Below are 14,743 nucleotides of genomic sequence, written 5' to 3'. Positions count from 1 at the left end.
TAATTTGTAAAAAATCTTCTTATGAAACAGATAAAAAACAAGATAAGTTGGTTATCATTGGCAGCCTTAGTCTTTACACTCATTTTCAATGGCTGTAAAGAAGATGATGACCTGGGAATGGCCGACCGCTTATTCCGACCGGTAATAAGTGAAACAAGTTATGGTGGAACGTGGATCAGACTGGTATGGGACAAATATGCCAGTGCAGATTCGTATCAACTGCAACTATCAACCGATACCTTCAAAACGATAACAACTGAAATCGAAACAGATACAATATTTTATCGATTCGATGATCTGGACTATGACACAAACTATTTCATTCGAATAAAATCGATCGGCGAAAGTCTGGAATCGAATTATTTTGAGAATGAGGTTATTCGAACTTCCGACTACCCAACAAAACTGGAGAATATCAGTTCGGTAACGGACACTGAAGTTAAAGTAACCTGGACGGATGTTACCTATGATAGCCTTTTGGTCACTCGAGGAGATACCGTTGATATTTCGTATACGATTACTGACGCCGAGAATAATGCAAAAGCAGCTGTCATCGGGGACTTAACTCCTGAAACATCATACTTTGTGAGAGCTTACCTCGATGGCGAATACCAGGGAAAGAAAAGCTTCGAGACTTCTGCACTTCAAATATTCGAAGGTGATGTTGTCGACCTGCGCACCTATACACCGGAAGAAAGTTACGAACTACTGAGTCAAACCTTCTTTGACGACTTAGCCACGAACTACCCGAACGGCGTAACTGTCGTACTCAAAGGCGGAACGACTTATGAACTTGCTGGACCGATATTGAAATCAGGGTTCAATTTAGTAGCCGGTCTTTCTGTTAGAGGTAAAGCAATACTGGAAGTAACCGGGAACTTCGATCTCGACGCGACTGCAAATATTAACAAAATCTATATGGAGGGAATTGCCTTTACAGACCATCCAGACCATCCAAGAACGGATAGCAATTACGGATCAACCTATGTGTTCAATATTTCACAGTCAGGGGCAGCCATCGATTCAATTGTTTTCGAAGACTGCGATATTCGATACAAACGAGGTATGATGCGGATTAAAACAGCAGCAACGGTAAATAATATCTCGGTGAATAATTGCTTTATCGATTCAATTGCCGGGTATGGAGTAATTAATCTGGACAACGGAGAAGTAGTCACCAAGTCAATATCATTTACCAATTCGACTATTGGGCATACCGAACTATTCTTACGATCTGATAAAATGGCGGCTGACCTGGAAAAACTGGTTATCTCAAACGTGACGACTTATCATACGCCGAAAGACTATTTCTTCAGAATGGGTAATATCAACGATGTGAATATCACAAACTGTCTGTTTGGAGCTGTTTGGAAAGAAACAGGTGCTGAAGGCTTACGTGCCGGAACTGTAACGAATTCTAAAATTCAGGACAACTACAAGACAAGTGATTGTTATTGGATTGCGGTTGTTGATGCTGAAGGAAAACCGACCGGAGAATATAAAAACCCAATTGAAGCTGATGATTTGGGGGCAGATAGTTATGCGATATTTGCCGATCCTGACAATCTTGACTTTACCGTCACTGAATCCAAGCTCGTTGGAAAAGCCGGAGATCCACGCTGGTGGTAATCCTAAGGTGAATTTTCTGAACTCCCTTTCATAAATTTCACAACAAACTAAGTTTAAACGAATAACCTGAAGTCTCCACAGAACGCAGAAAGTGCGGGACTTCAGGTTTATTTCTTTTCAAACCTAAAGCGAAAACCAATAACCGAATTGAATGATTAAACCTCTACTTTTCAAATCCGGGGCTTGTGAATAAAAGTCGAGCTCCGTTCGATCCAGTCAGTCTGCTATTCTTCAAATCTACACTTATGAAATTATTCCGCTTATTTACCGTATTCATCCTTTGCCTCGGTTGTCTCGCCGTTCAAGGACAGAGCACATCAATTACGCCCGACATTGTTGTCGCGCTCGATGGCAGCGGTGACTTTTCAAAAATTCAGGATGCAATCGATGCCGTTCCTTCCAACAATTCACGAGCAACGATCATCTACCTCAAAAGAGGACTTTACAACACCGAAAAACTACTTATCCCTTCCGATAAAAAAAACATATCGTTGATTGGCGAAAGTCGCGACGAAACAATCATTAGCTATCATATCTACGACTGTACATCGGGGAAGTGTCCAACCGATGACGCAGCGCTTTGGACGGGAGAAAACATTCGTACGTCCGCAACGCTAACCATACAGGGCTCCGGATTCAGAGCCGAAAACCTGACAATCCAAAATACGGCAGGCCCGGTAGGACAGGCTTTGGCAATTACCGTGCAGGCCGATAGAACTGTTTTTGTAAACTGTAACCTGTTGGGTTACCAGGACACCATTTACCTGTGGTCGGCCGGCAAACGGAGCTATTTCAAAAACTGTCTCGTATTGGGGCGCACCGACTATATTTACGGTTCCGGAATTGGGTTCTTCGATTCCTGTGAAATACGAAGTTATGGCGGTGGCTGGATCACTGCCCCCGCAACACCTCAAACCCAAGCATATGGTTTTGTCTTCTACAACTGCAATCTCACTTATGCGCTGAACAGCCCTCGCTCCGGCGATGATGGCGCGACTGTTCGCTTCGGACGTCCCTGGCACGAATACCCGAAAGTGGCATGGCTCTACTGCAATATGACTGAAATGATTAACCCTGCGGGCTGGGGTGATACATGGAATATGGACTACGCGGCAACCAGCAAGTTACTGCATCTTTACGAATATCAAAATACCGGCGCAGGATCGGACATGAGTAACAGGGCTGATTGGGCCGGTTTGCGAAGTCTGACAAGTTCGGAAGCTGAAAACTATACCGCTAAAGTTGTCTTGGCCGGATCGGACAATTGGGATCCGAGTGCCGAAGCCTCTTTGGTTCCAAGTTACGAATGGATTGGTACGGGCCCTGACCTGACTTGGATGACAGGAACAAACTGGGATCCGCAAGCCGTTCCGCAGTCCGGAGAATCAGCCACTGTTAGCGGGAAAGACACACTGGAAGCGAATGGCGGCAGTTTTCTGGCAGACCTGAATCTGAATGATTCTACTAAATTAATTGTCAGTTCGAACAGCACCGTAAACTATTTAGCTGTAAATGGAGGTGAAATACAGTGCGCCACCGTTGCAAGTCTGTCTGGCAAAATTGCTTCGAAAGACAGTTTGGTTTTTGATATCAGTGGAACACTCACTCTTAATGCACAACTTACCGGAGTGCATAAACTCGTGAAAAAAGGAACCGGCAGACTAATTCTAAATGCCGATAATTCCGGGTTTAGCGGAGCAATTATAGTCGAATCCGGTCAATTGGAAGGTGCTGTTGCAAGCTCGCTGGGAAAAGGAAACCTAACAATGTTAAATGGAGCAGAAGTAATTGTTTCCAACGACAATGCATTTCAACCAACATCAAAACTCTCGGTCGAAACCGGTGCACAATTGCAGCTCAACGCCAATGTTACCACGAGCGAGTTTTACCTCAACGAGCTAATTCAGTCAGTGGGGGTATACTCGGCTTCAACCACCCCTGATTTGATTACCGGAACAGGACAGGTTATTGTTGGCCGCCCCGAGGTTTTCACGTTTATTGGTGGTGAAAACGGAAACTGGGACAATCCAGCCCATTTTATTCCGGCTTTATTGCCCGAAGCAGGTGAAACGGTCAACTGCAGCATGGAGATGGAAACAACATCTACCGAGTTTACAGCTAATGTTGATGTGAAAAGCCCAGGCAACATTCGACTTCGGGGGACCCACTCGGCTACCGGAACAATCACCATGGAAGACGGAACATTCTTTAATTACAACACTGGTGGAACCGGCATGACATTGAATGCACCAATCGAGGTTGCCGGTGATATAACCATGATAATGGAAAGTGACAATACCGCAGGAAGTACCATGTCTTTTGGCGGACCAATTTCGGGAACCGGAAATATTGTCGTACAAAACAATGGAAAAGGAACGGTGAACACAGGAACTGTTGCATTAAACGGCGACAATAGCGGCTTTACCGGAGTTTGGGACCTTACTGTCGCCAGTTCAAAATACCCGACCGATGACTACATTTCAGTTATTGAAGGAACCGTTGCAAATGCTTTTGGCTCCGGTACGATAAAAGCGGCTCTAAATAATAAAGTGATTTTTAGCCATGCGCAGGCCGCTGGAAATAAACTAACGATGGAGCTTTCGGATAATGCGAAAGCCGTTTTGAACGAAAACGTGACGCTTGAGGTGTTGACGATCAACGGCACAACCTATGCCGATGGGGTATATTCCTCATCCACTCATCCCGACTATTTTGAAGGCACAGGAAACTTCCTTGTTGGTGATGTTAGCGTAGAAGGACCAACAGAGCTTCCGGCTTTTCCCGGTGCCGAAGGTCACGGGAAATACACGACCGGAGGACGTGGTGGAAAGGTATATTATGTCACCACACTGGAGGACAACTCGCTTCCCGGATCACTGCGTTATGCAGTTAATCAATCCGGTCCGCGCTTCATCCTGTTCAACGTTTCCGGAACGATTCAACTCAAATCTGACTTAAAAATTGAAAATCCCAATATTACGATTGCAGGCCAGACTGCTCCCGGCGACGGCATTTGTTTGCGTGACTATTCGGTTTCAGTCAATGCTGATAATGTTATCATCCGGTACTTGCGATTCAGAATGGGTGATGAAGCAGCTCATGAGGGGGATGCCATTGGTGGTCGTTACCACAAGAACATTATTGTCGACCATTGCTCCATGAGCTGGTCAACCGACGAAACTGTTTCATTCTACGTCAATGAAAACTTTAGCCTGCAGTGGTGTATTATTTCGGAGAGCCTTCGAAATTCCGTTCACGACAAAGGCGCTCATGGTTACGGTGGAATCTGGGGAGGTAAAAATGCTTCTTTCCACCACAATTTATTGGCTCACCACGATAGCCGGAACCCGCGATTAGGAGAATCCGCTGGCGATGATTTTGCCCTCACCGATCTGGTTGACCTGAGAAACAACGTCATTTATAACTGGGGAGGCAACAGCTGCTATGGCGGCGAAGCAATGAATGTAAACATCGTAAATTGCTATTATAAACCGGGACCGGTAACGTCGAAAACAACCCGGATTATCTCCATTGACAAAAACAAAGTAGAAGGTACCGCAGTATACGACATATGGGGTAAATTTTACATCAACGGCAATTATGTGTACGGATCAACTGCAGCAACCGAAGACAACTGGACTTATGGCGTCTACAACCAGTTCCACAGTTCATACGGAACGGTGAGCGACGAAGATAAAGCTGCTATGCGGATAGACACGCCGCACGATCCGGGTGAAGTAACGACTCATACCGCTGAAAAAGCCTACAAACTGGTGTTGGATTATGCCGGAGCAAGTTTAGTTCGCGATGCAGTTGACGACCGAATTGTTTACGACACCCGGAATGGAGTTGCGACCTATACCGATGGTGGTAATGGCAGCACCAATGGTATTATCGACACGCAATCGGCAGTTGGCGGATGGCCTGTGCTGAATGCCACTGCTGCTCCAACCGATACCGATGGCGACGGAATGCCTGATGTTTGGGAAGAAGCCAATGGTTTGGATAAAGACAGTCCGAACGACGCACAACTCACAACCGTTGATGGTAGATACCCAAATATTGAAGTTTACATCAACAGCCTGGTCAGTAGCATTACGGACAACCAAAACGAAACGATTGTCACGTCTGTCACTCCATTGTTGACAACAGCTAAAGAAGAATTAATTGCTTATTTTAATAGTGGAAATAAAACCTTAACGCTAAAACATACCGACACCATTCAAGCGGTTTTTCTGTATAACCTTCAGGGACAACTGTTACTTCAGGATACCGGAAATACAAATAATTTACAAGTGCAACTTGGTCAATATCAGACCGGATTGTATATTGTGAAAGTTGGTTTTACAAATGGAGGATATGCCAGTACAAAGGTGGTAATCCCCTAAATGAACTAGAAAATGAATAAACGAATCAAATGGCTCAGAATAGGCCTGCTTTTACTGTGCTTTTCAACCTTGTGTATTAGTTTGAAAGCTCAATCGAATACGCCGGCTTTCCCGGGAGCTGAAGGCTATGGTAAATACACCACCGGCGGTCGTGGCGGCACGGTATACTATGTAACGACACTTGAGGATAACACATCGCCGGGTTCACTTCGCTACGCGGTGAATCAAAGCGGAACCCGCACCATTGTTTTCGCCGTCTCGGGGAACATCAAACTTAAATCACGGCTCGAGATCAAATACGACAACATTACCATTGCTGGCCAAACCGCTCCCGGAGATGGGATCTGTATCCAGGACAATAGTGTTTTTGTCGGGGCCAGCAATGTCATTATTCGCTACATGCATTTTCGTTTAGGTGATGAAACACAAACCGAAGATGATGCCATTTGGGGACGCCGCGAGTCAAACATCATTATCGACCACTGCTCCATGAGTTGGAGTACCGACGAATGTGCTTCATTCTACGACAACAGTGACTTCACTCTACAATGGTGCCTTCTATCCGAAAGTCTTCGCATATCAGTTCACGAAAAAGGAACTCATGGTTACGGCGGAATTTGGGGCGGGAAAAAGGCTTCGTTTCACCACAACCTGTTGGCCCACCACGACAGTCGGAATCCGCGATTTTGCGGAAGTCGCTACTCCAATTTACCAGACGAGGAAATTGTTGATCACCGAAACAATGTGCTGTTTAACTGGGGCGGTAACAATGCCTACGCTGCAGAAGGCGGTCGTTACAACCTCATCAATAACTACCACAAAGCCGGGCCGGCCAGCTCTAATAAGTCACGAATTATTCAACCTTATGCAGATAATGGCGGCAACTCGCAACCTGCCGGAACTTATGGTCGGTTTTATGTGTCCGGAAATGTTCTTGTCGCCAGTAGTTCCACGACCGCAGATAACTGGGAAGGCGTGCAAATGCATTCAAGCTCGTTTGCATCGTATGCCCCCGGAGTTACATTAGATGATTTAAAACTGAGTTCGCCGGTTACCGAGCCCGAAATAACAACGCATACAGCAGAGGATGCCTACACCCAGGTTCTCAAATACGTTGGAGCAAGCCTCAAGCGTGATGCCGTAGATACACGAATTATTTCTGAGGTTACTTCAGGGCAACCAACTTACTTGGATGGTGGAAATGGAAGTACCAACGGATTAATCGACACCCAGGAAACCGTCGGTGGCTGGCCCGATTTACAAGCCACCACCGCGCCAACTGACACGGACCAGGATGGAATACCGGATGAATGGGAATCCAGCAATGGCCTCAATTCCAACTACTCGTCGGATGGAGCACTTTATACGCTCAATGATTCGTACACCAACCTCGAAGTTTATTTAAACAGCTTGGTGAGTAGTATTACTGAGAATCAAAATTCGAACGGAATAACGACCGCCGTTTCTGATGTATTTAAGCAACAGGACAATCTAATCATCTACCTAAATTCCAAAACCAACCAACTATGCGTAGAATCTCGCCAGAACTTGAAATTAATTGAGATTTTAAACATCAAGGGGCAACTTATTTGGAGTACACATGTCGACGAAAAATCGGCACAAATTCAGCTTCCTGTAAATACGCCAGGGATTTATTTGGTCAGGATAAAACTGGCAAACAACCGGATTGAATGTCGGAAACTCATTGTTCCTACCCGCTAGCGAACAAATCTAAATAACAAGTGCTCGAAAAGTAGCCGCATTTACCCGAGGCAATCAATTAAAACAATGCCCTTCATACTAATTCGTGAAGGGCATTGTTTATTTCCGGATTAAAGGACATGCTATAAAAGATATCGCTTAAAAGTATTAATTACTTTTATTAACTTTGGGAGATCATTAATAACTAAATCATGAGAAAACAGACCTATTCACTTTTGTTTGCATTATTGCTCATAAGCATGGGCTCCTTCGCGCAAACAACAATTAGCCTTCAAACCGACCAGGCAAAAACAACAATCAGTAAAGAAATCTACGGACACTTTGCAGAACACCTCGGACGCTGTATTTACGGTGGTATTTTCGTTGGTGAAGATTCGGATATTTCGAACATTCAGGGATATCGTGAAGATGTAATGGGTGCGTTGAAAGACATGCATATTCCGTTACTTAGATGGCCGGGAGGATGTTTCGCTGATACCTACCACTGGAAAGACGGCATTGGCCCGCGCCAAAATCGCCCTTCAATCGTCAATGTAAACTGGGGTGGAGTAACGGAAGATAATAGCTTTGGAACACATGAGTTCCTCAATTTTTGTGAATTGATTGGTGCTGAGCCATACGTAAACATAAATGTTGGTTCTGGTACTGTACAGGAAGCCTCAGAATGGGTTGAATATGTGACCTCTTCGAATGTGAGCCCAATGACAGACCTCCGTAAAAAGAACGGTCGCGAAAAGCCCTGGGATGTCAAATTCTGGGGAATCGGCAACGAAAACTGGGGATGCGGTGGCAACATGACTCCTGAGTATTACGCAGATCTTTACAACCGCTTTGCGACGTACTGCCACGGCGATTTGTATCGCATAGCCGGAGGTCCGAACGTTGCTGATTACAACTGGATGGAGGTATTAATGCAAAAAACGACCCGCCACCGTCATTTAGTACAGGGAGTTTCGTTGCACTATTACACCTTCACAACCGCTTGGGAAGATAAAGGGTCGGCAACTGACTTCGACGAGAAAGGTTGGTTCTCAGTTTTGAACAAAACGTTGAGAATGGATGAGCTGATTACTAAGCATTCTGCCATCATGGACAAATACGATCCGGAGAAAAAGATTGGATTGATCGTTGACGAGTGGGGTGATTGGTTTAACGTGGAAGAAGGTACAAACCCCGGTTTTCTTTACCAACAAAATACCCTGCGCGACGCCTTGGTTGCCGGTATCAACCTGAATATTTTCAATAACCATTCCGATCGGGTAAAAATGGCAAACATTGCTCAAATGGTCAATGTGTTGCAATCGGTTATTCTTACAAAAGATGATCAAATGGTACTCACTCCTACCTATTTTGTATTTAAAATGTATGCCGTTCACCAGGATGCTAAATTAATTCCTCTGAATCTGAACACTGAAGATTATGAATTGGACGGTAAAAAAATACCGGCCGTGAGCGCCTCTGCTTCTGAAAAGGACGGCGTCGTTTCCGTAACGCTCTGTAACCTAAATCCAAACAAATCCGAAACCGTTGACTTCGACATTTCAGGAATGGATTTTAATACTTCAAGCGGAGAAATTATTACTGCCGAAAATATGAATGATTACAACGATTTTGACACAAAGGAAAAAGTGACACTGAAATCATTTGAAGTGAACAAACCTAAAAAGGGAAAACTTTCAATTGAACTTCCGGCCAAATCAGTTGTGTTGGTTCAATTACAATAAGAAATTCATCCGTTTCACGAAGGGTATTCGCTACGAATACCCTTTTTTAATGCAAAAAATTCTAAAAAAATATTCTTTAACATCCGATTCCATGGTGTAAAAAATAGCATTTTGACATATGTTTGTTAAGTAAATGTTACGGTAGGTTAATTTAAAGTTATACGCCATGAGAAATGCTAATTTAAAAGGAAAATCAGTTGGTTTTAAAATCAACTTGGAAGAGTTCCGCAAACTATATCGTTCCGTACATCAACTAGCTGCTATGAAAGTACGGACGGACAAAGAAAATGAACTGTTTTATGCAGGGTTAAAAAGAAGTACAGAACTGCTTCATTACATTCACCCATACAAAGATCAACACATTGATGAAATGTTAAACTTCTCCTTCCGGTATTACATGACCAAAAAAGAGGAAGCATTGGATGGAAACGAGCAATCACAAAAGATTGTCAACGAACTGAAGCCTCTCTACCAAAAAGAATTGATGTCACTTATTCATTTAAACTAGTAAAATTTTTGAGGATTTATTTTCAACTAAAAAATCCCTGCCTGATATAAAAACCGAGCAGGGATTTTTCATTATTAGATAAATGATCAAACTTTCTTTTAGTTATTTCGCCTTCTTGTATAGGCCCGTAAATATTGTCGGGTCTGGGTTAAAGCTCCACAACGGGCCAGAGGTTTGCATCCCAAGTGATTTCGCGAATCAATAATTTGGGATGTCCGCCATCTTTGGCATCATAGCCATGAAACACCAGGTAATCTTTTCCATCGAAACTAACCACGCCATTGTGTCCTACGCCGTGCCAGTTTTCATCACCTTGCAATACGATACTTCCACCTCCCTGTGCCATATTTTCACCGTCCTTATCAACAAACTTTCCAGTCAATGATTTTGAGCGACCGACGATCATCTTGTATGAACTTTTCACCCCTCTACAGCAAAAATCAATTGAAGCAAAGAAATAGTAGTAGTCGCCTTTTTGAAATACAAAAGGTGCCTCAATTGCGTTTACGCCAGCATCGGCCGCGTTTTCATCAACTGATGAAGTATTAGTTTCGTCTGAACTTTTCGCCCGTGATGCGACTGTCGGAATCGCATTTGCATCTTCATCCACGGACAACAAATCATGCTTCATTTTAACACGTTTCAGACCATCCCAAAAGGAACCGAAAAACAAATAGGGTGTTCCATCTCTGTCTACAACCAGGTTCGGATCAATGGCATTCCATTCAGTTTGTCCCGGAAAGGACTGGATGACTTTACCATGATCGACCCACTTAAACCCGGGGTCATCCGGGTCCAGTGTTTTATTTGTGGCGACACCGATACAGGACGTATTTTTACCAAAAGCTGAGACCGAATAATACAAATAGTACTGGCCATTATGGTACGAAATATCGGGGGCCCAAATATGACCTTTAAAGCCGGGAACAGCATCGATAGCCCACTGGGGACCTGACTCAAAAACCGGCTTCTCCTTTGTCCAGTTAATCATATCGGCTGAAGACAAAACATCAATTCCCAAGCCGGTTGCAAACAAATAATAAGTCGAATTCTCCCGAATCATTACCGGGTCGTGTACAATAGTGGATTGTGCACTAAGTGATTTTGCACTAAGCAAAGCAACAAACACCGCTATCCATGCAATATTTGAAACCTTTAATAATTTCATATCTTACAAATTTTCTGTTCTTGACTAATTTGTTTTCTTCCCCCAAATAGAAACTCCGGAAGAATTTAGACCTGAAAAAACGATAGTCGGTACTCTGGGGGATTCTTCCCAATCGAGCTCCCGTTCTACACATAATTTCTGGTTCCCAATTGTCAGAACCTTACTGGCTGCATCAAACGACCAAGTTCCCGTAATCGCTCCAGTCGCCTTATAATTTGCAGACAAGGTTAATATAACTGACTTTTGTTGTGTTTGAAATTCATAGTTAAGCGTAATATGCTCCCAGCTTCCGATAAGTTCATCTTCACTAATTTCGATATCCGGCACAACCGCATACCTTTCCGGCATAACTACCGGCCAACCGTCTTCAGTCCAACGAATTTTCCGAACATGCCCCATCATAATGGCATTGCTATATTCATTGCCATTTGTGTTTGCGGGTAAACGTCCTTGCGATGAATAGTACCAGTCACCTGTTTCTTCATTCTGGAAAATACAGCAGTGCGAAATCCCGACCCAACCGGAATGGTTGTTAAATGCATAGGGATGAGTAAGGATTGGATAAACCTCTCCTCCGTTCGTAATATTCGCTCCACTATATGTGTAATAAGGCCCCGTAATGTTCGTGGCTCGGCATACTCTTGTGTTGTATGCAACAGAAAGTTCATCGTATGCTAAAAACAGATAATAGTATCCCGTCTCTTCATTATAAATGATCTCTGGTCCTTCGGAAGCTTGCCATCTCGAACCGCTCGTCCTGGTATAAATATGCGTTCCCCAGGTTGTTTCGTCATTGATATCAAATTCATTTAAAGGCAAGCCTGTTGCAGGATCCAACTGAAGCGCTGCAATACCACTGTGCCATGAACCGTAAATGAGCCAGTGCTCCCCCTCGGGTGTAACAATAAATGACGGGTCAATTGCATTGTACTTAAAGTAGCCACTCCAATCGCCGGTGGACGATCGATCCCAGTTTGTTCCGCGGTCGGAGACAGAGCAAATTACCATCCCTTTATCTTCCCAGCTATTCAACAACGGACTGGAAGTCTCCATCATTCCGATAAATGCTTTTTCGGTCCAGGTGTTATCAAAATTCGCAGCGGTGTTTGGTAAACCATTGCCAATGTAATTGTCCACAACAATGCTGTAATACATTCGGTATTTGTCGCCGACTTTCCGAACGACCGGGGCCCAGTGCCCAAAAACAGGGTCATTGATTGGACTTAAACCGACACGTGCCCGCATATTATTGAGTGTGTCTTTAACCCAGGCGGGTGTTTCGGACATAGCCGCGCCCTCGAAATTCCAGTTTACAAGATCTTCCGACTTTCGGTACAGAAAGTGACCATGACCTTCATGCGCATTACCGTACGAAGCATCGGTTCCGTACATGTAATAATATTTACCATCGAAAACGACACTGGGATCATGTACATTCGCCAAATTCCAACTACTCCTGTTGGCCCATGAAGCGATGGCAGAATAATCATCGGCATATGTCGGACCTTGATAATCAGCCAGCAAATCTTCCTCTTCTTCAATATCCGGAAGTTCCGGAGTCAGATTATCTTCTCCACATGAATAAGCCACCAATAGATATGCGAAAAAAGCCAATAATAATTTTATTCTCATTTTATATTCATTTTTTTGCTCGATAAAAACTGCCACTCAACCTAACAGGTGGAATTCACGCATAGAAAGACAGTTGCCCAAGCCCCATTTTCCAGTAGTAATTCTTAAGGAGCGCAAAAGGTTAATTAGTCCTTTTACGCTCCCTAAGTATTTGATATTATTATTCGGTAGTGCCAGAAACTTCTTCTTCTGAAGATGCTGAAAGCTCCCATCCGGGGTTTTGCCCCAAATTAGGTGCACGTTTTACTTCATCATCCGGCAGTGGGAATAAATAGTTTTTCGGACTTGTAAATGAACGCGTTGGATGTGCGTCGGCTGGTCCGTATTCGTAAGAAGGACTACTTGGATTGGTTACCGTTACGCCGTACAAATTGTAATACTGCTGATACATTGGCTTCCCTGTCTCCGAAGACACGCTCTGTCCTTCAAAAATCTTCCAGCGGCGTTCATCAAAGAATCTATGATCTTCGAAGCATAATTCGATCCTACGTTCATTGCGAATCCGCTCACGAAATTCTTCTTTCGACATCCCTGAATAGTCCGGCATCCCCACACGCTCTCTAAGTTCATTGATGTATGTGTATGCAGCACTTGGACCTTCAGCTTCGTTAACCGCTTCTGCTGCATTCAACAAGATTTCACCGTAGCGAAAAATTGGCCAGGCATGAATAGGTGTCGTCGGGTTCTTAAACGAAATATTGTTCAGGAATTTCTTCGTGTAGTATCCGGTCAATGTACCACCGTGAAGCTCTTGGTAATCGACTCCGTCCGGTGTAGAAACATCGACAGCACGATACTCTTCCTGTTCTTTATCTCCCCACATAGAACCGTGGTGAAGAATTGTTTGCTCTAGACGAGGGTCTCGGTTAGCATATGGATTCTGATCGTCATAGGTCGGATCCTCATCAATTGGCAATCCATTCTTCGTTTCGTAGCAATCAACCAAGTTTTGAGTTGGATTAGTACGGCCAACAGAGTTTAGTGACCCACTAAAGCCACAAGGTGCTAAGAAGACTTCAATTGCATTTGTTGTCCAAGTAGAGCGAGAAAGAATAAATTCATCATTCAGCGTCGGAGTTGTAACAAAGCATTCGTAATAATCGTTATCCGGGTTGCCTGTATTATACAGTTTATAAGGATTACTTTGTTTATTATTCGCCGTAATAAAATCCTTGGCTGCCTGAGCAGCTTCAGTCCAATAAGTTGAATTATTAGAAGGATTATTCAGCGGTGACGCCCGATAAAGTAGCGCTCGCGATTTTAAAGCATAAGCAGCGGCACCATTCATCCGGCCCCAATTTTGAGTCTCGTCTTCGTAACGAAAAGGCAATTCATCTTTCACTAAATCACACTGATCCGCGATCCATTTTAATGCATCGGCAGCATCAGTACGCTCCATATTCATCGCCCCTGGATTACTCAAATCGAATACAATAGGAGTTCCTTCCTCATCTTCGCCGATAATTGGCGCAGCTCCAAACCAGCGAACGAGTTCGAAATGAAAGATAGCACGTAATAACTTGGCTTCCGCCATATTACGGTCATATAAGTGGTTATCATCACCACTTTTCTCCACGTTACCAATTACAGATTCATTCGCATTTTTAAGAAATTGATTGGCCTTTCTGATTGCACTCAAATTATCGGACCAAAATCCAAGAAGAGGATGGTTTGTTGCATCATAACTGTCAGTCAGTACACCGTGATAATAATGCACATTCCAGTAAGAAATCGCATTGTCGGTCATACAATCGCGAGAGGCCCCCAAAAACTGTCCGTTGGTATAGCCACTGAACCCATCGGGTAGGTTCGTATAAATATTAGCCAGGAAGCCACGCGTATTTTCTTCATTAGAGAATACCTGATCTTCAGCTAACGAAATATCATATTCCTTATCAAGATAAGTGCTACACGCGGACAAACCGACGGCAAATAACGCACTTGCAATATATAATGTTAACTTATTCATTTT

General features: G+C 43.8%; 8 protein-coding genes. 5 read left to right on the top strand and 3 right to left on the bottom strand.

Annotated elements, in window-relative coordinates:
- The first annotated feature begins 21 nt into the window (after nucleotides 1-21).
- The 5 genes from GJV22_RS18880 (at nucleotide 22) to GJV22_RS18860 (ending at nucleotide 9,971) form a co-directional block, all read left to right on the top strand.
- Nucleotides 22-1,629, top strand: coding sequence for a DUF5123 domain-containing protein (locus tag GJV22_RS18880; protein ID WP_163717528.1), 1,608 nt, complete (start codon nucleotides 22-24; stop codon nucleotides 1,627-1,629).
- Between the two features lie 245 nt (nucleotides 1,630-1,874).
- The gene (locus GJV22_RS18875) at nucleotides 1,875-6,017 is read left to right on the top strand and encodes a pectinesterase family protein (protein ID WP_163717527.1); all 4,143 of its coding nucleotides are present in this window, start codon (nucleotides 1,875-1,877) and stop codon (nucleotides 6,015-6,017) included.
- 12 nt (nucleotides 6,018-6,029) lie between these two features.
- On the top strand, nucleotides 6,030-7,739 hold the full coding sequence (locus tag GJV22_RS18870; protein WP_163717525.1) for a T9SS type A sorting domain-containing protein: 1,710 nt from the start codon (nucleotides 6,030-6,032) through the stop codon (nucleotides 7,737-7,739).
- 191 nt (nucleotides 7,740-7,930) lie between these two features.
- A complete protein-coding gene (locus GJV22_RS18865; RefSeq protein WP_163717523.1) occupies nucleotides 7,931-9,463 on the top strand; it encodes an alpha-N-arabinofuranosidase in 1,533 nt (510 codons plus the stop codon).
- A gap of 166 nt (nucleotides 9,464-9,629) precedes the next feature.
- Nucleotides 9,630-9,971, top strand: coding sequence for a hypothetical protein (locus GJV22_RS18860; RefSeq protein ID WP_163717521.1), 342 nt, complete (start codon nucleotides 9,630-9,632; stop codon nucleotides 9,969-9,971).
- A gap of 148 nt (nucleotides 9,972-10,119) precedes the next feature.
- Here the strand turns inward: GJV22_RS18860 and GJV22_RS18855 are convergent, their stop codons facing one another.
- From GJV22_RS18855 to GJV22_RS18845, 3 genes are all read right to left on the bottom strand, one after another.
- Nucleotides 10,120-11,139, bottom strand: coding sequence for an arabinan endo-1,5-alpha-L-arabinosidase (locus GJV22_RS18855; RefSeq protein WP_163717518.1), 1,020 nt, complete (start codon nucleotides 11,137-11,139; stop codon nucleotides 10,120-10,122).
- A gap of 24 nt (nucleotides 11,140-11,163) precedes the next feature.
- On the bottom strand, nucleotides 11,164-12,771 hold the full coding sequence (locus GJV22_RS18850) for an arabinan endo-1,5-alpha-L-arabinosidase (protein WP_163717517.1): 1,608 nt from the start codon (nucleotides 12,769-12,771) through the stop codon (nucleotides 11,164-11,166).
- A gap of 160 nt (nucleotides 12,772-12,931) precedes the next feature.
- A complete protein-coding gene (locus tag GJV22_RS18845) occupies nucleotides 12,932-14,740 on the bottom strand; it encodes a RagB/SusD family nutrient uptake outer membrane protein (RefSeq protein WP_163717513.1) in 1,809 nt (602 codons plus the stop codon).
- Between the last annotated feature and the right edge of the window lie 3 nt (nucleotides 14,741-14,743).

Origin of the sequence: Mangrovibacterium lignilyticum (genome assembly GCF_010882175.1) — a bacterium.
Taxonomy (GTDB): domain Bacteria; phylum Bacteroidota; class Bacteroidia; order Bacteroidales; family Prolixibacteraceae; genus Mangrovibacterium; species Mangrovibacterium lignilyticum.
Note: the sequence above shows the minus strand (reverse complement) of the source record. Positions and strands in the feature narration are given on the sequence as shown.

Bases quoted from the DNA above. Each gene is read 5' to 3' on its own strand.
- GJV22_RS18860 (WP_163717521.1), top strand. From the start codon at position 9,630: ATGAGAAATGCTAATTTAAAAGGAAAATCAGTTGGTTTTAAAATCAAC.
- GJV22_RS18845 (WP_163717513.1), bottom strand. From the start codon at position 14,740: ATGAATAAGTTAACATTATATATTGCAAGTGCGTTATTTGCCGTCGGT.
- GJV22_RS18850 (WP_163717517.1), bottom strand. From the start codon at position 12,771: ATGAGAATAAAATTATTATTGGCTTTTTTCGCATATCTATTGGTGGCT.
- GJV22_RS18855 (WP_163717518.1), bottom strand. From the start codon at position 11,139: ATGAAATTATTAAAGGTTTCAAATATTGCATGGATAGCGGTGTTTGTT.
- GJV22_RS18870 (WP_163717525.1), top strand. From the start codon at position 6,030: ATGAATAAACGAATCAAATGGCTCAGAATAGGCCTGCTTTTACTGTGC.
- GJV22_RS18875 (WP_163717527.1), top strand. From the start codon at position 1,875: ATGAAATTATTCCGCTTATTTACCGTATTCATCCTTTGCCTCGGTTGT.
- GJV22_RS18880 (WP_163717528.1), top strand. From the start codon at position 22: ATGAAACAGATAAAAAACAAGATAAGTTGGTTATCATTGGCAGCCTTA.
- GJV22_RS18865 (WP_163717523.1), top strand. From the start codon at position 7,931: ATGAGAAAACAGACCTATTCACTTTTGTTTGCATTATTGCTCATAAGC.